This window comes from Sphingobacterium sp. UBA7631, assembly GCF_002483935.1.
In the GTDB taxonomy this organism is placed as follows: Bacteria; Bacteroidota; Bacteroidia; order Sphingobacteriales; family Sphingobacteriaceae; genus Sphingobacterium; species Sphingobacterium multivorum.
Genome location: NZ_DLIX01000004.1, coordinates 667519 through 689545 on the forward strand (window position 1 = coordinate 667519; position 22027 = coordinate 689545).

22 protein-coding genes are annotated in these 22027 nt (G+C 40.1%); 11 read left to right on the forward strand and 11 right to left on the reverse strand.

Going from position 1 to position 22027, the window contains the following annotated elements:
* Window positions 1–250 precede the first annotated feature (250 nt).
* The 3 genes from B3P16_RS07590 to B3P16_RS07600 all read right to left on the reverse strand — a co-directional run bounded on the left by B3P16_RS07590 (window position 251) and on the right by B3P16_RS07600 (window position 2033).
* A complete protein-coding gene (locus B3P16_RS07590) occupies window positions 251–658 on the reverse strand; it encodes a VOC family protein (RefSeq protein WP_046675059.1) in 408 nt (135 codons plus the stop codon).
* Window positions 659–786: 128 nt separating this feature from the next.
* Complete coding sequence (locus B3P16_RS07595) at window positions 787–1308, reverse strand: hypothetical protein (protein ID WP_146753149.1); 522 nt, start codon at window positions 1306–1308, stop codon at window positions 787–789.
* Window positions 1309–1379: 71 nt separating this feature from the next.
* On the reverse strand, window positions 1380–2033 hold the full coding sequence (locus tag B3P16_RS07600) for a Pr6Pr family membrane protein (protein WP_201638850.1): 654 nt from the start codon (window positions 2031–2033) through the stop codon (window positions 1380–1382).
* A gap of 187 nt (window positions 2034–2220) precedes the next feature.
* On the opposite strand from B3P16_RS07600, the gene B3P16_RS07605 reads away from it, so the two are divergent.
* Together B3P16_RS07605 and B3P16_RS07610 are read left to right on the forward strand one after the other, a co-directional pair.
* Window positions 2221–2964 (forward strand): LytR/AlgR family response regulator transcription factor, encoded by a 744-nt coding sequence (locus tag B3P16_RS07605; RefSeq protein WP_201638849.1) that lies wholly within the window; start codon window positions 2221–2223, stop codon window positions 2962–2964.
* Window positions 2961–4880 carry a sensor histidine kinase gene (locus tag B3P16_RS07610; RefSeq protein WP_286842199.1) on the forward strand — a complete coding sequence of 640 codons (1920 nt, stop codon included), beginning with the start codon at window positions 2961–2963 and terminating at the stop codon, window positions 4878–4880. The genes B3P16_RS07605 and B3P16_RS07610 overlap by 4 nt, the downstream gene beginning before the upstream one ends.
* A 276-nt stretch (window positions 4881–5156) precedes the next feature.
* Here the strand turns inward: B3P16_RS07610 and B3P16_RS07615 are convergent, their stop codons facing one another.
* A complete protein-coding gene (locus B3P16_RS07615; protein WP_376778177.1) occupies window positions 5157–7625 on the reverse strand; it encodes a glutaminase family protein in 2469 nt (822 codons plus the stop codon).
* A 272-nt stretch (window positions 7626–7897) separates the two neighbouring features.
* On the opposite strand from B3P16_RS07615, the gene B3P16_RS07620 reads away from it, so the two are divergent.
* The gene (locus B3P16_RS07620; protein ID WP_286842202.1) at window positions 7898–9718 is read left to right on the forward strand and encodes a mechanosensitive ion channel family protein; all 1821 of its coding nucleotides are present in this window, start codon (window positions 7898–7900) and stop codon (window positions 9716–9718) included.
* Between the two features lie 92 nt (window positions 9719–9810).
* Here B3P16_RS07620 and B3P16_RS07625 read toward each other — a convergent pair whose 3' ends face one another.
* Complete coding sequence (locus B3P16_RS07625) at window positions 9811–10305, reverse strand: GNAT family N-acetyltransferase (RefSeq protein WP_286842203.1); 495 nt, start codon at window positions 10303–10305, stop codon at window positions 9811–9813.
* A 152-nt stretch (window positions 10306–10457) separates the two neighbouring features.
* Between B3P16_RS07625 and B3P16_RS07630 the strand changes: the two genes are divergently transcribed.
* The 5 genes from B3P16_RS07630 to B3P16_RS07650 all read left to right on the forward strand — a co-directional run bounded on the left by B3P16_RS07630 (window position 10458) and on the right by B3P16_RS07650 (window position 13511).
* Complete coding sequence (locus tag B3P16_RS07630) at window positions 10458–11093, forward strand: FMN-binding negative transcriptional regulator (RefSeq protein ID WP_286842205.1); 636 nt, start codon at window positions 10458–10460, stop codon at window positions 11091–11093.
* Window positions 11080–11625, forward strand: coding sequence for a GNAT family N-acetyltransferase (locus B3P16_RS07635; protein WP_286842206.1), 546 nt, complete (start codon window positions 11080–11082; stop codon window positions 11623–11625). The genes B3P16_RS07630 and B3P16_RS07635 overlap by 14 nt, the downstream gene beginning before the upstream one ends.
* The gene (locus tag B3P16_RS07640; protein WP_286842208.1) at window positions 11618–12349 is read left to right on the forward strand and encodes a YggS family pyridoxal phosphate-dependent enzyme; all 732 of its coding nucleotides are present in this window, start codon (window positions 11618–11620) and stop codon (window positions 12347–12349) included. The genes B3P16_RS07635 and B3P16_RS07640 overlap by 8 nt, the downstream gene beginning before the upstream one ends.
* Before the next feature lie 11 nt (window positions 12350–12360).
* A complete protein-coding gene (locus B3P16_RS07645; protein ID WP_286842210.1) occupies window positions 12361–13092 on the forward strand; it encodes a glutamine amidotransferase-related protein in 732 nt (243 codons plus the stop codon).
* 95 nt (window positions 13093–13187) lie between these two features.
* On the forward strand, window positions 13188–13511 hold the full coding sequence (locus B3P16_RS07650) for a hypothetical protein (protein ID WP_286842212.1): 324 nt from the start codon (window positions 13188–13190) through the stop codon (window positions 13509–13511).
* Window positions 13512–13654: 143 nt separating this feature from the next.
* Here the strand turns inward: B3P16_RS07650 and B3P16_RS07655 are convergent, their stop codons facing one another.
* Together B3P16_RS07655 and B3P16_RS07660 are read right to left on the reverse strand one after the other, a co-directional pair.
* Window positions 13655–13945, reverse strand: a complete 291-nt coding sequence (locus B3P16_RS07655; RefSeq protein ID WP_046675493.1) for a putative quinol monooxygenase — start codon at window positions 13943–13945, stop codon at window positions 13655–13657.
* Window positions 13946–14025: 80 nt separating this feature from the next.
* On the reverse strand, window positions 14026–14637 hold the full coding sequence (locus tag B3P16_RS07660; protein ID WP_070566979.1) for an NAD(P)H-dependent oxidoreductase: 612 nt from the start codon (window positions 14635–14637) through the stop codon (window positions 14026–14028).
* Window positions 14638–14734: 97 nt separating this feature from the next.
* Between B3P16_RS07660 and B3P16_RS07665 the strand changes: the two genes are divergently transcribed.
* The gene (locus tag B3P16_RS07665) at window positions 14735–15631 is read left to right on the forward strand and encodes a LysR family transcriptional regulator (protein WP_046675049.1); all 897 of its coding nucleotides are present in this window, start codon (window positions 14735–14737) and stop codon (window positions 15629–15631) included.
* 37 nt (window positions 15632–15668) lie between these two features.
* Here the strand turns inward: B3P16_RS07665 and B3P16_RS07670 are convergent, their stop codons facing one another.
* Both B3P16_RS07670 and lpdA read right to left on the reverse strand, forming a co-directional pair.
* Entirely contained in the window at window positions 15669–16238 is a 570-nt protein-coding gene (locus B3P16_RS07670) for a Crp/Fnr family transcriptional regulator (protein WP_286753336.1), read from the reverse strand.
* A 173-nt stretch (window positions 16239–16411) separates the two neighbouring features.
* Entirely contained in the window at window positions 16412–17815 is a 1404-nt protein-coding gene (gene lpdA / locus B3P16_RS07675) for a dihydrolipoyl dehydrogenase (protein WP_286842215.1), read from the reverse strand.
* 382 nt (window positions 17816–18197) lie between these two features.
* Between lpdA and B3P16_RS07680 the strand changes: the two genes are divergently transcribed.
* Window positions 18198–18674: an OsmC family protein gene (locus B3P16_RS07680; RefSeq protein ID WP_286842217.1), complete on the forward strand. Its 477-nt coding sequence runs from the start codon at window positions 18198–18200 to the stop codon at window positions 18672–18674.
* Between the two features lie 83 nt (window positions 18675–18757).
* Here the strand turns inward: B3P16_RS07680 and B3P16_RS07685 are convergent, their stop codons facing one another.
* Together B3P16_RS07685 and B3P16_RS07690 are read right to left on the reverse strand one after the other, a co-directional pair.
* On the reverse strand, window positions 18758–19453 hold the full coding sequence (locus B3P16_RS07685) for a LytR/AlgR family response regulator transcription factor (RefSeq protein WP_046675045.1): 696 nt from the start codon (window positions 19451–19453) through the stop codon (window positions 18758–18760).
* A 3-nt stretch (window positions 19454–19456) separates the two neighbouring features.
* Complete coding sequence (locus tag B3P16_RS07690; protein ID WP_046675044.1) at window positions 19457–20467, reverse strand: sensor histidine kinase; 1011 nt, start codon at window positions 20465–20467, stop codon at window positions 19457–19459.
* A 171-nt stretch (window positions 20468–20638) separates the two neighbouring features.
* Between B3P16_RS07690 and B3P16_RS07695 the strand changes: the two genes are divergently transcribed.
* Complete coding sequence (locus B3P16_RS07695) at window positions 20639–22027, forward strand: TolC family protein (protein WP_286753333.1); 1389 nt, start codon at window positions 20639–20641, stop codon at window positions 22025–22027.

Here is a 22027-nt window from a genome sequence, read left to right on the forward strand (position 1 = left end):
AAGTTTTATGATCTAATACTGATCCGCTTATCTAACACGAACGAGCATTTCGTCAAATGTAGGGTGCACATCCGTTTTTGACAAGCCATAACTATAATTCGCTTACCATGATTTAATATTCGTACTTCCTATAAAAAATCGCCCGCGGCAATAGTCGGCATACACTTGCTTCGCTACGTTAAAATCAAAAGAAAAAGTCCCTTACATTACTGCAGGGACCTTGCTTTCACCGATTATTCCGTTGTGATTTTTATGCGGTTGGAAATTTGCTCATATCCATGTAAAATATCTCCCAGGTATGCCCATCAAAATCTTCAATACTTCGCTGTTGCATAAAACCATAGTCTTTCATTGGCGTGGGTTCTATACCGCCAGCTTTCAGTCCTTTATCAACAATTTCGTTCACACGATCCAGACCAGAGACAGCAAGTGAAAATAGTCCTGCGATCTGTTTTTTTGTATCTGCAAGCGGTTTTTCCGTAAATGTTTTAAACTTATCCGGAGATAAAAGCATAACAAAAATATGCTCACTCCAAACCATACATTTGCCTTGCTCATCCGAAAACTGAGGATTGTTCGTAAAGCCCAATTGTGTATAAAAATCCATTGACTTATTCACATCTGCTACTGCGAGATTTATAAATATCTGTTTCATCATTTAAAGTTTAATTGCTACTGATCTAACAAAGATGAAAATTTCCGTCCAAAAAAAACTTGGCCTATGCGAAGATTTTTATTCAGCATCAATGAACTGGTGGAATAGCTAAATCTTGTTTGGAAAGCTCGTTACTTGGAGAGCTCATTCAATTCGGCCTGCGAAAACACATGCTCGCCTTTTAGATAACCATTCGCTTCTTTCAGATAGGTATATATTACATCTCGGCCCTTTGGATTGGGCAATTTATGTAAATTTTTGACCAAGAAATCTTTATCACGCAATCTATCTTTACCATAGCTTAAAAAAGATGGTGCGTGCGTCTGCACGCTCCAACGGATAAAACGTAAATCGATATTGTCAGGGTATTTCATGATCATTTCTTCGAGGAGCTTTTTTCCTTTCTTGAATTGCCCCAATTTTGTAAACGGGTTGCCCATATGTTTTGCCCATAATATCGCATAAGCCGCGAGATAACCCTTTTCTGTGGCGGAATTGGCAGCTTTTTCCAATAGTTTCAGATTCGTTTCACAGAGCTTTTTGTTTTGAACAGCAGTCGCGTACTCGGCTCTCATTTTATCAACATCCACTTGACCAAAACAACAAATCCCACATAATACCAAAGAGACACAGATAAAAAATCGTATAACCATTTTCAATTCAATTAAAGTAAAAAATAAACGCCGTTTTGTGATATAACAATATCGAAGAGCTTTGAGTTTTCTTATTTTTTAATCCGTTGAGAACGCCGTTTGTTTTGCCACTTTCCCAATACAATGAGCAATGTACCAATGACGATGAAAACCAACGTTACTCCAAAGCTGTTCAAAATAACCCTGTCCATCCCCAATTCGGAAACATTGACAAAAGGATAGGGATAAAATCCAGAAAACGAACCATGCCACAACGTATAAAAAAGATAGACTAATGGGAAGATCAACCAATAAAAAATATGACTCCACCGGATTGTTCCCTTGTCCAAAAAACGCCACCAAAAAAGGAAAAAACTCAAAGGAGCGAGCACATGCAATAATTCGTCAACCACCATTGATAAACCCTGTGGATGCGACAAAAAGCGAAGTATGGTATTATAGATAATTCCGACAATAAGAATATATAATGTTACGGCAGTAATTGTTTCGGGTCTAGTAAAAAATAGGCCCATTCGACTTTTTGACCAGCAAATAGTAAAAAAACAGCATAACATAACCATTACATTACTCAGAATTGTGAAATAACTAAAAAACTGAATAATATAGTCGATCCTGTCAAGCTTGGAGGTATGAGCACTTAAGATAAACTGTCCAACAATTGCAAACAAGGTAATTATACCAATGCTACCAGCAAAAACCGATTTTAATGACTTCTGAGCCTCCATATTTCTAGTGGTCTATACGATACTAAATATAAAAATTTCAACTGCTATTTGGAATTTTAAATAATGAAATCCAATTCACCCCTACTCGAATCTTAAATCCAGATTGTAAATAATTGCAACGAATTGTAAATGGATTCAGTTTCCTTACTTACAATTATTATTTTTATAGGCTATAAAGTATTGATAAATGATCAGAGTAGCCATTATCGAGGATGAACCCGCGGTACGCAAAGAAATCAGCTATTTAATCCAACAGGAAACTGATGTTGAACTTGTTGGCTGGAGTGATACGGTGACAAATGCTGTAAAATTGATTGAAGAGAAACAACCAGACGTTATACTCATGGATATTCAACTCCGTGATGGTACAGCATTTGACATCCTAAAAAAGCTAATCGCTATTCCACAGAATATTATTTTCATTACGGCCTACAATCATTTTGCAATCAAAGCCATCAAATATGGTGCTTTGGATTATCTTTTGAAACCGGTCGATCAAACAGAATTAAACGAGGCATTAGAACGTTACCGGCGTAAAAGCGAAAACAATCCCCAATGGATGCAGCGTTTATCAATGGCGCAGGAAGCTTTACACGCCAGCGAACTTCCCGAAAGCATCGCCTTGTCTTCCATACACCATGTACGTATCGTCCCCGTTCACAACATCGTGTACTGCAAAGGAGACGGTCCCTATACTTTTTTCTTTTTAAATGATGGTACAAAGGAGTTAATTTCTAAACCCCTCAAATATTATGAAGAATTATTGCCACCGCCCTATTTCTTACGCACCCATCAATCTTATCTTGTTAATAGGTCACATATTTCTGGTGTCAATCGTTCCGAGTATATTGTCTTAAAAAACAAAGAGGAAATTCCGATTTCATCACGCAGAAAAAACTCGATCTTAAATCAGCTGTTCCCTGAAAAATGAGCCTATTGAACCGCATTTTCCCTTGGCTGCTACTGTCTTTGTTTTCGATCGCTTGCGCTCGAAAGAATGACGCACTGTCGCCCGATCATGATGCTATTGCCGCAGAGATTAAAACGCTCGAAGACCAAAAGTTAAATGCAGCAAATGGAGATTCCATTAAACAGGCCTGGTTAAAGTTAGACCAGCATGCCACCGTAAAAAAAGACACAATACTCGCTGCCCGTGTAAAATATTGCCTGGCACGACTCTATGCTATGAGTGGCCAAGATTCGGCTCTTTTTTTTGTTCAACAGGCGCTCGAACTCATTGAACCCACCACCGGAAACGCTAAATACAAAGCGCTTATTTACAATGGCATAGGGAATATCCGCAGCATAGAAGCAAAACAACGCGAAGCGGGCTATTATTACAACAAAGCCGCCACAATTGTTTTGTCGGATACCGCATCAGGATTGTCAACCGAAGCGAAATCAGCGATATTACTGTCCGCTGCCCAAAACAACTTGAGCTCCTTCCAGTATAACCTTGCAGAAAAAATGAATCGTTCGGTACTCCCCCTAATTGATTCACTGCCTGAAGGACACATTAACCGACAACGCGTATTGGTACAAATGATCCAGACGATGAATACTTTACAACGACCTGCAAAAGATATTGCCCCCTTCCTTCATCAACTCGAAGAATTACATGCTAAAAATCCAGACAAATACAACATTAGTTTTCTATATGATTCGAAGATCCAATACTATGAAACGGCTAAAAAACCGGACTCCATTTTACATTATGAGTTGCTAAAAATAGCGATAGATGAACGTTTGCACCAACAAACAGCGTCCTCTATATTGATGAACAATTTATTCGTAGACTACAGTAATGTTGCCGCAATCTATGTTTCATTAAATAAGCCGGCCTTGGGAGAAAAATTCATCCTAAAAGCCAGCAAACTTAAAGCGCAGTTTCCAAAATTAATCTTTCCCAACAACGAAATTACATTTCAAAACAGTCTAGCAGCCGTCTATCGCTTGCAAGGAAAAAATAAAGCCGCAATAGACGTATTGAATCATCTTGTGCAATTACAAAGGGGTATTTACCAATCGGAGAATACACAAGCGATCGCAGAAATGAATGCCCTATATCAACTCCAGGCGAAGGATCAATCTATTCGAATACTGAACGAAAATATCAAGATCAATAAACTCCAGCTACAACAAAATCGTTTAGGGCTGATCATATCCTCGCTCGCGGTTATTTTATTGATCATCATACTTTTCTTCCTATATTACAGTTTTCGCCAGCGCCGTTCCATACAAGAGAAAGAAAAGGTCTTGTTGCAGCAGCAGTTGTTGCGCACACAGATGGAACCGCACTTTATTTTCAATACCCTTTCCGCTGTACAGAGTTTCATGCGCCTGGATAAGAAGGAAAATGCCATCAAATATTTAAATCGTTTCAGTCGACTACTACGCAGCAATCTCGAATTAAGCCGTGAAAACCTTGTTCCATTAAATGAGGAACTGGAAACCTTAGAAAACTATTTGATCTTGCAGCAAATGCGTTTTGAAGATGCCTTTCATTACCATATCACACAACCTGAAGATCAAGATTTAAGTGCGGTCATGCTACCACCAATGCTCATACAACCCTATGTTGAAAATGCAATTCTGCATGGCATAAACCTCGAAACGGGCGATGGCAGTATCGACATCCAGTTTACGTTATCTGAAGATATCCTACAGGTGACGATTAAAGATAGTGGTAAAGTAAATCCAGACATTCCTGTAATTACCCATCGTTCACTCTCTGGGACCATCAGTCGTGAACGCATGCAGCTGTTGGGCAAGAAAGCAAGTGTACAGATCACCAAAAACCCAACTGCTGGTACCACAGTCATCCTTCATATACCAGTGACATATTAATGGCAAACAAAGGAATATTTAACGTCCTTTCTAGGTTCTACTGCAGTGAAAATTTCAGGAAAACAATACAGAACTTGCAAGACAACACGTATTTCAACAGAAATCAGAAAAAAGAACCATGTTGAGCCAAATTTCGATACCGTAAAATACGGGATATTGAAACGCATAACCCTATAAACAAACGGCGAGCAATTCTTTAATTGCCCGCCGTCTTATTAACTAAACACAAACTAAATATTTCATTGTGGACTCCCGTCTCCTACTCATTTTCCTCATTTATTTCTGTTTCATGATATCCGCTAAAAGTTTCATGTAAAAACCTCCAACAACACTACGCGCCTTGAAGTTTTCGCGGATCCCCGTAGTCGAATCATAAAAATCATTTAATGGGACACGGGATTCCGTTTGAATCGCATGATTATAGACTGGTTTTATCAAAGCTTCAAATGCTTCTCTTGATGGAGCAAATGATGCCGTCCAAAGAATCCAGTCATTTTTTGTGTACGCTTTACGGCTATCCAATGGTATGCCGAATCTATTTTGCTTGGTCAGATAATACTTAATTTCTGTATCATACACTTTTTGTGGAAACAGATTCAATCCCAACACTTTGTCCCAGATCAAATTATATTTTTGACTCCAGGTATTTTTATCATCAAATGTCAGTGCATAATGATCACCAGCATATGCCATTTCCATCCATTTCGGAACCATTTCCTCGGCAATTGCACGGTATTTTTTTGCTATTGCGGTTTCACCAATAGCCTCCGCTAGCTGTGCATAACAAGCAATACCAACGATAGCCTTAACAGATAAATTGGCATTTCGTGCAAGGTGACCGGCAAAATCATCTGTACATAGCTGCGTTTTAGGGTCAAAACCATCTTTAACGAGATAATCTACCCATGTTGTCAATGTTTTCCAATGCTTCCTGGCATAGTCAGCATTCCCTTGCACTTTTGCGATTGCAGCAGTTAAAATAATCATATTGCCCGATTCCTCCACAGGCATAGGTTCACCATAGGTTTGACCATTGGCCAATGGATACGTACCCAAATCGTGCGCTGCCCAAGGATAGGGATATTTACCGCTCTCACTAAAATAAAATATTCCACTTAACATCCCTTTCAACAACTCCGGATTATAGATCAGATACAATGGCGCTGAAGGATAAGTGACATCGACCGTATTGATGAATCCGCCACTATTATTTTCTTTGGAAAGCCATAGTAGTTCGTTTTGTGGACTTTTCACCAAGGTATGTGCTGCAATACTTTGACGATAAGCGAGAACGCTAAGGTGTGCATACTCTTTTCCACCCGATTTTAGCGCATCTGCATACACTGTTTTGTCGAATGCCACGCACTTATCGAGTACCTTACGATACTCATCTGCAGCCAAAGTCAGCTGATTTTCCATCGTTTCTTTACCGGAGTTGTTCCACCATGGTCTCAAATTATTTTTGAAATACTGAATCGCATAAATTTCATCGTACCCAACCTCTACAAAACGTTCCTCCACTTTCGCCCCCACATTGCCAAATGGAATGACCGTGTTCAGCGCAAGTGATGTCCCCTTAACAGTTTTTACCGATGTCGTTGTTCCCTTTCTAAAGGCGTCTACGGCTCCGCCTCTCGGACTAATAAACTGTTGCGTTTTATCCCGCTTCGGCGCAGCAACATAAAAATACCCCCAGTCTATCCGCATATCATCGGCCCCTTTCTGCAGAATAGGCTGTTCGACCGTTCCCGTCTTTAGTACAGACAATTTTGCCGTCTCATATTTTTCGGCGATCACCTCCTGTGAAGGTTTATACACCGCAATATTTGTGGATGCACTTAGAAAAACTTTAACCGCATGCTGCTTGCCATCGTTTGCTTTGACGTTATACGTGATATAGCTTACCGGTCGAGCCAATAAATTCAGATCATCCATAAGCAAAGGCGACGTAAAAGTTAATTTTAGATCAACCTTACCTGCCTGAAAGTTATAAACCGTACGCGTCGCTGTTATTTCTACATCGTTTTGCACGGCTTCTTCAATCCGTGCCCCACGCTCTTTAAGCCTGTCAACCAAACCAAAATCGAGATAACGACCGCCAGCACTATTCTTCAAATGGATGGCAATATTATTTTGCCCAGCCTTCAAATTCGCCTTGTCAATCGGTATATACTGAAAGTTGTTGGTCCAACCTACTTTTTCGTAAACCTTCTTCCCATTCAAAAATACGTCTATGTTATCATCATGATTGAGTTTTAAAAACAACTCATTAATACCCTTCGGATCCGCTACGGAAAACTCGCGTCTCACCCAGATATCGTCCGATTTCCAAAGGGTTTTTACCTGCTTCTCGTCATCGCCTATGGGTGCAAGTCCCGATTTCCACGTATCCGTATTATAAGCGGAAGATTCCCAGCCACCTTGAGGTTTTGATTCTGTATACTGTACCGTATAAGATTTATCTTCGGCAGTCGGTAGAATAACCGCATAACTCGGTTCCTCTTTGCCAAGAAAACGATAAATATGACCATCAACATCAATTAAGCCCAACAGCGAATGATCAGCGTCTGTCCAGTGCTTTGTTGTCGATGCATGAAGCTGATCTGTCATTGACCATATACTAAAATTGGGGTTGTGTGTAATCAATGGATAAGCCGGAGCTTTGCGTTCTTGGGCTTGTCCATCTAAAACAGTGGAAACACAGGCTACAATAACACAGAGACCTATCTTCCCAAGTTTGTTCATTGCATAAATAGATTTTTGAAAAGGTTTAATCATATTTTTTAGATAAAATTAGCTATACAGTTTTTCGTATTGAGCATATGCTCAATCGTTTTAACAAAGAAAGTCGGAATAAGTTAAATTCAGCTGTCGCATCGTATCATTTTACCTTCAATTTATATCATATTTGACGATCTGCCGTCTAATCGAGATAATTATTATCTTTGAGAACCTGTCCGATCGTTATGCGCAAAATAACCTAGTAAACATCGGCATTCAATTTTACCAATAACACGATGAGAAGTATTTACGTTTATTTCTTAATGACTATATCTTGTCTATTTTCAACGAGCGCATCGCTTTATGCACAAGAAACAGATTCGGTCAATAAAAAAGAATTGGATCTAAGTTCCCTACTGAACGGAATTAGACAACAGCAAATTAATGATTCTCTTGAACGGGTAAAGCTTCAGCATGAAATTGCCGATCTTAAAAGTCAAAATAGCCCCAAAAAAGAAAATTTAAAACAGCAGCTGAATGAGTTTGACGAAGAAAATAACCTTCGGAAGCAGCAGCTGAAAGTTAAAGTAGACTTCATCAAAAAAAACACAAAAAGATATGCGGTCGCGCCATTTCAGGATACGCTATTCTATATCTATAATAAACTTGGATCATCATTAGCCAAAGACCGCGCCTACAATGTGGTCAGCAGAATCCATAATCTATATGAAGACGATTTTGTGAAAGTAGATTCCTTTAAAATCGAAAACAGCGAAATAAGTGCCGACATCGTTTATAAAGATCTCGTCATAACTTCCGTCACAGAACTCGATGCCCTTCTTGAAGGAAAAAGCAAAGAAGAGATTGCGGCAAACTACCTAAAAAGAATTCAGGATTCAATCAAAACGGAACGTGCTGATAACAGCATTACAAAACTTCTTACGCGTATTGGGCTTGTATTTCTCATTCTAGTCGTTTTTTCGATATTGATTCTATTGATAAACAAATTGAAAAAATATGGTACGCGACGTATATTGACAGAAAGAACACAGCGGATCAAAGACATTAAGATCAAAAATTACGTCCTTGTCACCTCCGTACAAAAAACACGGATGTTTATTAATGCCATAAATATCTTACGTTGGGGCTTGATCGTACTCATTGCCTTTATCATGCTGCCGATTGTCTTCAGTGTTTTTCCATTTACACAGAGCTGGGCATCCAATCTCATTGGACTTTTTACAAAGCCCCTGAAGACTGCAGTTTTGGCAATTTGGGATTATATTCCCAATCTGATTACTGTATTTGTCATACTCGTTGTCATGCGGTATGCCGTTCGATTCATAAAGTATATTTTTAGCGAAATTGACAAAGGCAAATTAGAGGTCAATGGTTTTCATCGCGATTTTGCCATGCCAACCTTTACTATTGTTCGTTTTCTGCTCCAAGCCTTCACGCTGGTGCTCATATTCCCTTACTTACCCGGCGCAAATTCAGATATCTTTAAAGGAATATCCGTATTTATTGGTGTCCTGTTCTCTTTAGGGTCATCTTCTGCGATTTCCAATATCATAGCGGGGCTTGTGATCACCTATATGCGTCCTTTCCGTATCGGAGACCGTATCACTATCGCCGACAAAACGGGCGTTGTTATCGAAAAATCCCCCCTGGTAACCAGGCTCCGAACGATAAAAAATGAAGAAATTACCATTCCCAATTCCTCGGTACTTTCGGGAAATACCGTCAATTATTCGACATTCTCTGAGGAAGGAATCTGTTTTCAGGTGGAATTGACAGTCGGTTATGAAGAACCTTGGCAACGTATACACGAATTACTACTGAACATACCGCCGCGAATAAAAAGAGTCAACCTTAATCCTGCCCCATTCGTCTTGCAAAAAAAATTAGACGACTTTTATGTTTTATATGAACTGAATGTCTACATCGCTAGATCCGCGGAAATTGAACTGGCAAAATCTGAAATTTTTCAGTTGATCCTCGATGATTTTTTAGCGGCAGGAATTGAAATGAATGGTCCACACCTATTTGCCAAGGTTGATCATGTCCAGCAATATAATCCAAAAGCACCCAACAATTCGCACGAAAACGAACTTTAAAGCTTGTTTCCATGCGTTGTATTTTATAGACCAATTGCTGCGTTCAGACCGGACTGAACGCAGTAATTGATCAACAGCGGGAAGCAGGTTAACTAAAGATTCAAAACATAGATCAGCGCTTCTGCTTTGACCCCATCAGGCCAAACGACATCCCTTGAATGTGTATACGCAAAGTTAAACGATTGATTTGCAGCTCGCGAGGCTTCGTTACCAACCCGATGAGATACCGTAATCCGAAGGCAGCCTTGTTCACGTGCCCATGTTATACGCGCTTCATAAAACAAGCGGGATAAACCCCGGCCTCTATGGCCTTCCTGAATGAAAGACGCGATCAAAATCGCATTTGATTCATCCGCCCGATCCAACACGACACCGGTCAGCCCAATCAATAAATCTTGGTTATACAAACCGAATATCGCACACTTGGGATTGCCCAGTAAGGCCATCCACTCGGCATCACTATAAGCCGCTTCCTTTTGATAATTGCTACCGAACACCTCAGGCGCAGAAGATAAGGCCTCCAGTCTTATCTTTTTGTATTGCTGCCATTCTCCTATTTCTAAACGTCTTAGCTCATATTTCTCCATTTTTGGCGTCTTTTTTTGCTTATCTTTTAACGTAAATATACTTAAGCAAGCGCAATAAATGAACACTGGACCAGCTACATTATTCAATTTGGACTAGCTCATTTGCACCCATTGGCCGTAATTTTGAATTAAATCAAGAAATAGCTATTTGCATGTATGTACCCAAACATTTCCAGTTCGAAGATTACGCAGAAAAGGTTGAATTTATGCAACAATATAGTTTTGCCACCATCGTATCGGTTAAAGAGGGGATTCCAATAGCAACCCAGCTCCCCTTCCACATCCGTACAGATAAAGATCAGCTGCTTTTAACATCACACTTCGCTCGCGCAAACGAACAAGCCAATTATATCGAAAATACACCGTCATTAGTCATTTTCTCCGAACCACATGCTTATATCTCGCCACAGCACTACGACAAGGAGGAAAGTGTACCAACCTGGGACTACATTGCGGTTCATGCCTATGGTCTTGCATCTATCCTTACGGAGGAAAAAGCAATAAACAAGGCTTTAGAGCAAATGATTCTCATTTACGACGAAGCTTATCTAACACAATGGAACAATCTCTCCGATCGCTTCAAAAGTGGCATGATGCGAGGTATCATCGCCTTCGAACTTGTCGTTACGGATTTACAGGGCCAAAAAAAATTAAGTCAAAATAAAAGTGAAACAGAAAGACAGCGTATCCGCGATTTTCTGAAAAATAGCGACAATGAGCTCGAAAGAAATATTGCCGCAGCAATGAAAAATGGATCAATAAGTAATGAAAAAAATGAACAAAAATAACACCGAAATAACAATCACTAAAGTAAAACTAACAGATATTGACCTGCTGCAGCAGATTGGAAAAGAAACATTTATCCAGACCTTTTCAGACACAAACACCGAAGAGAACATGAAGACTTATCTAACGGAAGGTTTTGCAAGAGAAAAATTATTGGCCGAGCTCTGCCATGATGAGTCTGAATTTTACTTCGCCGTTTTAGAAAATAATGTTATCGGTTACTTAAAAATAAATACCGGACAAGCGCAGACCGAAAACCAAAGCCCACAGGCATTGGAAATTGAACGCATCTATGTTCTACAGGAATTTCACGGTAGAAAAGTGGGGCAGCTATTGTTCGAGAAAGCACTAGCCTTAGCTCAAAAAAAAGCAGTTTCATTTATCTGGCTTGGTGTTTGGGAAAAAAATTCCCGCGCGATCAATTTCTATCGGAAAAATGGGTTTGTGGCATTCGACAAGCATATATTTCAACTGGGTGACGATAAGCAAATCGATATTATGATGAAAAAAACAATACAACCGCAACATGGATGAGTTTATTACAGAAAATATACGCATCATACAACAGCGTATCGACAAATCGTGCAAAGCAAACCAGCGCGATCCCCGCGAAGTAAAATTATTGCTAGCGACTAAAACCGTACCTGCCGAACGTATCGAAATCGCACTGCAAACTGGTCAAACCTTAATTGCCGAAAATAAAGTACAGGAATTAAAAGACAAATTTGAGTATTTAAATACTATTCCGCATGTTAATCATTTTATTGGCCACCTGCAAACCAATAAAATCAAGGATCTGCTTAAATACAACGTATCCTGCATCCATTCAATCGATCGTATAGATCTTGCCGAAAAATTGCATCAACGACTTTTAAAAGAAGATAAAACCATGGAGGTGCTCATTCAGGTGAATACTTCCTTTGAAGAGAGCAAGTACGGCGCTGCTCCAGAGAAAGTGATCGATCTGGTTCAGCAAATAGCAACATTAAACACACTAGAGATTAAAGGATTGATGACGATAGGTCTATTGAGTGCCGAGGCCGAACAGGTGCGAGCCTGTTTCAAATTGCTTAAACATATTCAACAACAAATTATAGCCCTAGCTATTCCTGATGTATCGATGAAAGAACTGTCGATGGGCATGAGCGGGGATTTAGAAATAGCGATAGCGGAAGGCGCGACGATTGTCAGGGTAGGAACGGCAATTTTTGGACAGCGTCCTACTCCAGATAGTTATTACTGGAACGAAAACCGATAACATAAAAACCAATGCGGATACATTTTATACAACACGAAGTTTTTGAAGCACCCGGAGCCTATTTAGCCTGGGCAGAAAAACAACAGCATGAGGTCACCTTTTCCCAGGTCTACCAACAGGACCTTCTGCCAGACGAAATTGATTCCGTCGATGTATTGATCATTATGGGCGGACCTCAAAGCCCAGATTCATCCCCGTCCGAATACCCTTATTTTGACGCTAAGGCCGAAATCGCCTTTATTCGCCGATGTATTGATGCAGGCAAGGCAGTTGTTGGTATATGCCTGGGCGCACAACTGATTGGCGAAGCGCTATTGGCAAAGTACGAACATAGTCCGCAAAAAGAAATTGGGGTTTTCCCCATGACGCTTACAGCGGCAGGAATAAACGACTCCAAAATAGCACATTTTGGCAGCCCGTTATCGGTTGGACATTGGCACAACGATATGCCTGGACTTACTCCTGAAAGTGAAATCTTAGCAAGTAGCGCCGGCTGCCCTAGGCAAATTGTGCGTTATACAAATCTCGTTTACGGATTTCAATGCCATATGGAACTCACGACTGAAGTCGTCCGGCTATTGATAGCTTCAGAAGAAGATCTCCTTCTCCAAAGCCAATTGCACCAATTTGTGCAATTACCCGACGTAATTCAGGCTTATGATTACAACGAAATGAACAATAAACTTCATACATTTTTAGATTTACTTGAATGTGCATACAGGAGAAGTCTGGTCAATAAATGAGCGTAACTGTTTAAATGAGGCCATAAAAATTCATACAGGTAATTCATTAGTTGGATAAAAAATCGTAGATTTGATATTAACACAAAGAACTATTGATGGACCTAAGACGCAGTAAACTTCTAAAAATGGGCTATGTCGCCCTTCTGGCATTTCTCCTGTACGGCTGTGTTTCCCAAAAAGAAAACAAAAAACTGACCTGGTATCAACATCAGATTATCGAGCAGCTTGTTCCGGAAACTGATTCCAGTTACAGAGTGCAAATTGGTATCATGGCTGCTACCTTCTGGCTAGATAATCAAGATGGTCAGCTGACCAAAAAATTGAATCTCCTGCAACAGAGCTACACGCAACGAAATAAAGTCGACGTCGCTGTTCAGCAAGGTACCAACAAAATCATTCGCGTCACCAAATCAGAATAGAGCACGCTCTATCTAGGCAACACAAATGATTTTGGCACCACCAATACTTCAATTATAGTTCATATCCTAGGCCCACACAAATCATCCACTACACATGTTGTTTGCTATCTTCTCAATAAGGTCCGGACAGACCACATGGTAAATTAAGCAATCTTATTCATTGCTATAATTTGAGGCGTTTCCTGTAATTTTTCACCAGCCACTTTTCCAAATGCCACAATATAAGGTTGTTGATTATGCGCATCCAAGCCCGCTTGATCTTCCCAGATTTCATAAAATATAAATTGATTTTCATCACTGTTTACCTGGTGCAGATCATACTGTATACACGCTTCTTCTTTCCTACTTGCCTCGACCATTTCTAACAATAATGCCAATACTTCTTCCCGATGTGCAGGAACTACTTTTAAAATTGCGGTTAAATATACCTTCATGTTATTGATTTTATTTTGGTAATTTACTCTTTTCATCGCAATAACGCCATGGATAAAGCGATTTATCGATCAATAAATTTTTAGTTCAACGTAGTTTCCAAATGGAAGACCTCTTCCAAATATTGTTTATATTCCTTTTCGTAATTGTCGACACGTTCTTGAGATGCCCCCTTTTCCATATCATGAAAATGGAAACTTCCCAGGTGTTCCAACCCTGCAAACTGATTCATCTTATGAAAACCGAATAAAACACCGGCATCAACTGAATGCTGATCAAAAAACTCATTTTCCATTGTAAATGCTGTCTCAGGGGCATTCCAGCTCGAAGTCACCATGTATTTTTTACCTTGCATCAAACCCCCGGTGCCGTAATTAATTGCCGGATTCTTACGCGATCGACCATCACTCTTATAGATACCGTTGTTGTGGCCGGCCGTAAAGACTTCATCGATATAAAGTTTCAGACGATTCGGAACCTGGAACCACCATACAGGAAAATGGTAAACGATAATGTCTGCCCATTTAAAATTTTCAACTTCAACCATTGGATCAAAATCATCATTGATATTGGTAACCCTTGTTTCAAATCCATTTTCAGCCAATGTTTCAACGGTCCAATTTGTTATCGTAGTATTAAAAGAACCTCCCGAGTGTGCGAATTTCTGTCCGCCATTGATAATAAATATTTTCATCTCTATAATTTTTATTATTGATAATACAAATTTCTATCATATTTTTGAATCATACAAATAATTTAAATTGTATATTTGTATCATAAAAATAATAACTATGAAATGGAACTTAGAATGGCTTCGTACATTTAAGGCAATCTATGAAACCGGAACATTATCTGCAGCTGCACAGGAATTATTTATTTCTCAGCCGGGGGTAAGCTTACATCTGAATTCCCTGGAAGCATTTACGGGGCACAAGCTTTTTGATCGCTCTGCGCGAAGAATGGTGCCGACCGAAAAGGGGAAAATCTTGTATAACTATGTTATTGATCCGCTTAAAAAACTAGAAACCGGTGAACAGCATTTTCACAAACGGGCATTGGACGAACGTATAACGATCAGTATCGGAATGTGTTTTGAGACCTTTCAGTACACCCTCGAAGAACATATTGCCCAGCTCCCCTTCAATTTAATTATCAAATTTGGAGAATATCCGCAGATGCAACAGGATCTTGATAATGGTTTATTGGATCTTATTATTACGCCTCAAAAAGGAAACCAACAGAATCTACAGTATGAAGCTTTTTCAAAAGAACGTATTGTCTTGATTGCAGGGTGTCAGACGGATACATCCACACTGGAAGCACTGCTGAGTGCCAATAAAATTAAAGAAGCAGCTCAACTCCTTAAAAAACAATTATGGTATAGCACGGCTGCCGATATGGATCATTTAAAAAACTACTGGTCAACACACTTTGGCGAACATCCAGACTTTAGCCCCAATTATATTGTTCCCAATATTAGCTCCATCATACGCTGTTTGAGCAACAATACAGGCTTTTCGATTGTTCCGGACTTCCTATGTGCTGAAGCAATTGCATCCGGGAAAATAAAACTAATCTGGGAAGGGACATCGCCTGTCGAAAATATCCTTTACTTCGGAACTAGAAAGAAAACCATGTATCAGGAAGAAATTGGGCAGTTGGAAACGCTGTTAAAAGAGAAATGGTAGTTCACCGGGCTATTTCTTGCCGATGGCCCGATTTACCTTACTGGTGGAGCATTTTACTTAAAAACTCGGGCGTAACGCCAATATATGCAGCAACTTGTTTCTGCGGAAGACAGTCGATCAATGTAGGATAACGTGTACAGAACTTTTCGTAACGTTCTTTGGCAGCTAGACGGAGATTCTCCATCGATCGACTTTGATAATAAACCAATGCATTTTCGGCAAGTATCCGAAAATAGACATTCAGTTTCGGAATCTCCTGATAGAGTCGATGCAGATCGACTTTGGAAATCATCCATACTTCAGATTCAAATACCGCATCGATGTATAAACTTCCGGGTTTTCCCGTCACCAAACTATACATATCGCCGATCCACCAACCCTCGGGAGCAAACTGTTGAATATATTGAAAGCCGTCTTCATCCACGCAATAACTTCTTAGACAACCCGAAGCGACAAAAATAGCATACCTGCTCAGATCGCCCTCCAACAGCAAATATTGTTTCTTCTTCACTTTTTTGGATTTCACAACAGCCAATAGGCGTACGATTTCATCTTCCGTTAGGTCGATCTCTTTCTGAATACTGTCTAACAATACCTGCTTGTCCATAAATTAAAGGATGATACACAACAAACATAGATAAATTGATTTTTGTATCCAAAAAAATAGACCAGCAGCGCCTTTTCTTGGACGGAAACCCGTTTAGTTCTTCTGAAAGAAATACATTGAGCTCTTTCGAAAGAAATACGTGTTGTCCTTCTCTGAAAAGGCGCATAGGATACTTATATATTTACAGATGGACGCCCCGAAGCAATGGTATGCGCTTCCTTCAAGACTTCTGAATAAGTAGGATGTGCATACGACACCCTTGACATACTATCGGCGGTGATTTCATATTCCATGCCCAAAACACCTTGAGCAATCAGATCGGCCGCACGTGCTCCAATGATATGAACCCCCAATAATTCGCCATATTTAGGATCGGCTAACACCTTTACAAACCCTTGCGTATCCATCCCCGCGCGGGCACGGGCGTTTGCGGAAAATGGGAATTTCCCAACCGTATACGCTACACCCCTTGCGTTGAGGTCCTCTTCTGTCGCACCAACTGAAGCGACTTCAGGCCAGGTATAAACCACACTTGGAATGCGATCATAATGCACCTTTGGTTTTTGGCCGTCTATATGTTCAACAACAAAAATTGCTTCTTCTTCAGCTTTATGCGCCAGCATTGCTCCACCGATCACATCGCCAATAGCGTAAATATGGGGAACCGCCGTCTGTAGCTGCTCGTTGGTAACGATCATACCTCTGGCATCCAATTGAACAGCTGTATTCTCCAACCCAAGCCCCGCTGTAAAGGCTTTCCGTCCGACAGCAACCAAAACATAATCCGCCCGTAACTGCTGCTCCTGACCATCGCTATCCCGAAAGAATACGCTTGCCGAACTGCCTTCATTTTCTGTTTTGTAGACAGACTGTTTAAGCAGAATTTTAATGCCATCATGGAGTAGTATTTTTTTCAATGCATCCCCCAATTCATGATCCATATTGGCAAGGAGGCGATCGGCATATTCTATGATAGTGACCTCACAACCCATCCTGTTGAATATGGATGCCATCTCTACCCCAATAACACCACCACCGATGATAACTATTTTACCCGGCTTCTCAGGCAAAGACAACGCCTCCGTTGAGCTGATAATACGTTTTTTATCTATGGTTACTCCCGGAATTGTCGCCGGTTTTGAGCCGGTGGCAATGATGAATTTATTTGCTCCAAGGGATAGTCGTTCCCCAGCTGATGTAGCGATCTCAACAGTAGAATTATTGACAAAAGAAGCCGTTCCGTGGATCACCGTTACCTTATTCTTTTTCATCAGGAAATTCAGCCCCTGCGTATTTTGCAAAACCACTTTGTCTTTACGCTCATACAGCCGGCCAAAGTCTATCGACAGCCCTGCTACCTGAATCCCATGTGCAGCAAAATGATGCTGCGCATCATGATAGTGATGTGTACTATCCAAAATTGCCTTTGTGGGAATACAGCCGACATTGGTACAGGTACCACCCAATGTATCATATTTCTCTACAAGTGCAGTTTTATACCCCAATTGAGCACTGCGAATCGCCGCTACATAGCCGCCTGGGCCAGACCCAATGACAACCAAATCATATTGTTCCATATACGAACTATTTTTAGTTAACAGAATTATTCACGACCAAAACAGGTCTTACAAGTACGCCCCGCATAGTTGACACCATCCAAAAGGCTACTATAAGAATTTCACGATATACGCCAATCATAATACAAAGTAAAATACCAAAAGGTATATTTAAATACAATAGAAAACATGGTATCATTCACAAACAATATATTTAATTAAAATCACAACAAACTTACAAATAAAATACCAATCAGTATATTATAAATAAAAAAAATAGATCAAAAAACATAATGTGAAAGTCAATTCTACCCAAAAGACATTGCGCTTATGTTGAGGATAAAGGGATATTCTTTAACTTGCTTACAGATTAGCACCAATAGCGTCAAACGATTATTTTCAAATGAAACAGCATAACTACACAGCCACAATTGCGTGGACAGGAAATCGCGGCAGCGGAACCGATCATTATAAAAACTACGAAAGAAGCCACCGCATTCGTATTGACGGCAAAACTGAGATTGAAGGTTCTTCGGATCCAGCGTTTCTGGGAGACCCCAGCAAGCACAATCCCGAAGAATTATTGCTTGCATCCCTATCCTCTTGCCATATGTTATGGTACCTTCATTTCTGCTCCGTCAATAAAATTATTGTAGAAGAATATGTAGACCACGCAACAGCGATCATGCTTGAAGAAGAAAGTGGAAAGGGCTATTTTAAAGAAGTTACGCTAAATCCTTCAGTCCGGGTAAAAGATTCTACGATGATTACACAGGCCATTGAATTGCACAAAAAAGCAAGTGAATATTGTTTTATTGCCAATTCAGTCAACTTTCCGGTATTGCACAAGCCCAACGTCGGTATCAGCACATCCAGCTAAATGAATAAACTTTCTTCTTCAAATGATATGCTGTGAATTGACAAGAACGGCGATACCTGGTCGAATTACTTCATAGCTTGGCGCTATTTATTGGCTAACCGCTCCTGCAATTCCCGACGAAAAGTTATACCGACAGGTAAAGACGTATTATTGATCTGCACCATGCCATGCTCATATTTGATCACCTTATTGATCGAAGCAATGTAGGATTTGTGGATACGGACAAACTTTGATGCTGGCACCTGTGTGAGAATTTGTTGGGTGGTGCTTGCTGTTAAAAAAGTTTGTCCCGGGGTAACAATTTTTACGTAATTGCCAAAGCTCTGAATAAAATCAATCTGCGATAATTTAACCTCAATAATACGACCATCCATGCGTATACTAATCGATTTGGGTTCTTCTTCCTGGGGTGACAGGACCGTATTATACGACAAAAAACGTTGAACAGCCTTAAAAAAACGGGGGAATGAAATAGGTTTTAATAAATAATCGACAACGCCATAGTCATAACTCTCCAATGCGTATTCGGAATAGGCTGTTGTCAAAATCGTTTTGGGTGGATTATCCAGCATCTTCAAAAACTCCATCCCATTAATTTCGGGCATTTCAATATCCAGGAAGATTAAATCTACTTTGTTCTCCCGAAGAAACTCCAATGCCTCAAAAGCATTATAACATTGAGCAACCAACTGTAGATCAGTACTTCTTTCAATATAATTGACCAGGACATAATGCGCGGCAGGTTCATCATCAACCACGATACAGCTTTTTTTATTCATTGTTTAAAGATTGATAACCAATGACACCTCATACTCTTCTTTCTTGGAATTTGTCGTTAGTTTATACCGATTAGGATACAAAAGCTTCAATCGAGCCACTGTATTTTCCAAACCTATTTTTGCTGAAAACACATTCCTTTTCTTGACCGGAACAGAATTTCGGACATGCAAATATAAGTTCCCTTTTTCAATCTTGATTGAAATATGTACAAAACAATCTTCAATACTGCAGGTTCCGTGTTTAAAAGCATTTTCCACAAAAGTAATCAATAACATTGGCGCTATCTGATAATTGATATCTTCCTCTTTTTGATAGTCAAATTCAATTTTTGTTCGGTATCCTAATCGTTCGCGCTCCAGTTCGATATAACTTGAGATAAAATCGATCTCATCATCCATCGCAACAAATTCCCGATCACTGCTCTCCATCTGATAACGCAGCAGCTGGGAAACTTTGATGATCAATTCGGATGTGCGTTCCGGATACTTCAAATTAATGCCATAGATGGTATTCAACGTATTGAATAGGAAATGTGGATTGAGCTGTTTTTTCAAATGCGATAACTGCGTCTGATTCGAAAGCAGTTCACGTCGCGTCTTCACCCGTTGGAAGCGGTAAAATTCTATAAATTGAATACTGCCCAATATGCAGATCAAGGATCCCAACAATACACCAAACTGATAATGGAACGTTTTCTGAACCAGATTCTTGTAGAGAAAACAATTCTTGTAAATGACGTTATCCGTCAGCTCTTTTAATATCAATGCAAAAATCAGCAGCGTTGCCACCGAAGCCAGAATATACAACAGGGGTTTATTCTTTTTAAGCAGTAATGGCAATAGAAAAAAGCGATTTAGTTGCGCATGCGCATAAAGGATCAGGAAATAGAGCACCCCCATCAAAAATCCCTTCCAGCTCAGGATCAAAATCCAGTCGTTCAACGTAAAGAGGATAAACGAAAAGATCAATAGGACGACTTCCTGTATCATCTTGTTCTCCAAAACCTTTCTCATAATCCTTTTTTTTGTTAAAATTCTGTTACAAAGTAAGAGTTTTAAGTTTATAACAGCAGAAAAATAAATGACGAATTAAATTGGTCACTTTTAAACACGATAGATCATTTAAAAGGGGCCTTACAGCCTAGCTCATCGCTATCTTCGTGTCCATAAAATGATAGATAACCTATGCTGAAATTGAATTTAGTGCTGTCATTGGCTGTGTCACTTGCGACATCCTCCTCCTTCGCTCAGACGCTTACACTGCGCGACGCCGTAGAACAGGGTCTTGCAAATTATGGAAATATCAAGGCAAAGGAATATTATCTCCAGTCTTCCCTGCAGACCAATGAACAAGTCAAACGCGACTTTTGGCCCAATCTGAACATCGTAGCGCAACAGGACTTTGGAACAGTCAATGGACAAAATGGTCCACTGTATGGATTCGGCGGACTAGGGGTAGCTTCTTCAGGAGCCGCTCTTCCCGAACAAAATTGGAATGCCGCATTTGGTGCGCTTTACTTAGCCAACGTCAATTGGGACATTTACACCTTTGGACGAAAAAAAGAACGGATCGAATTGGCCAAATCTGATACCAAACGACTACAGGCCGATCTCGGCCAGGAACAGTTCCAGCATAAAGTCAAGATTGCTGCAGCTTACCTCAATTTATTGGCGAGTCAGCGCTTGGAAAAAAATCAACAGATGAACCTCGACCGTGCACTGGTATTTTTAAATATCGCTGCCACGAAAGTAAAAAACGGCATATTGCCCGGCGTAGATTCAACGCTAGCTTCTGCCGAAGTCTCACGCGCAAAGATCAGCCTCAACCAAGCCAGCGAAAATGTTAAAGAGCAAAACAACAAATTAACAGTACTGATGGGAATACCAGCAAAAAACCTGCAAATAGATACCTTGCTCGTCCAGAAAACACCAGTACAGCTAACTCCCCTTTCAGACAACTTGATTGAAAGTAATCCTATTCTGCAATTTTATAAAAGTAAAATTGAATTGGGTGAACAACAATTAAAATTATCAACCAAAGAATATTTTCCCACTGTAAGCGCCTTTGGTGTTTTTCAGACAAGAGGATCAGGTTTTAAGAGCGACTACATTACGGATCTACAAGCTTATAGCACAAATTATTGGCAAGGAGTTCGTCCCAGTAGGCAAAATTATCTCTTGGGATTGGGCATAAACTGGAATCTGACTTCTATTGCACGCATTAATAAAAAAATCAGTGCACAGCGCTTTACGAATGATGCCCTAAGAGAAGAATACCAAACCGCCGAAGCTCAATTGGCAGCACAGCTGGATGCTGCTGATGTTAAAATTCAATTGGCCCGAAAAAGTGATTTAGAAGCTCCCCGACAAGTATCGGCAGCCCAGCAAGCTTACAATCAAAAAATGACGATGTATAAAAACGGCCTAGCTACGCTTGTCGACGTTACACAGACCCTTTATACACTCAATAGAGCCGAAACCGATCGTGAGATCGTCCACATCAACCTTTGGCAGTCGCTTTTATTAAAAGCCGCAGCTGCGGGAGATTTTGATATTTTCAACAAAGAACTATAA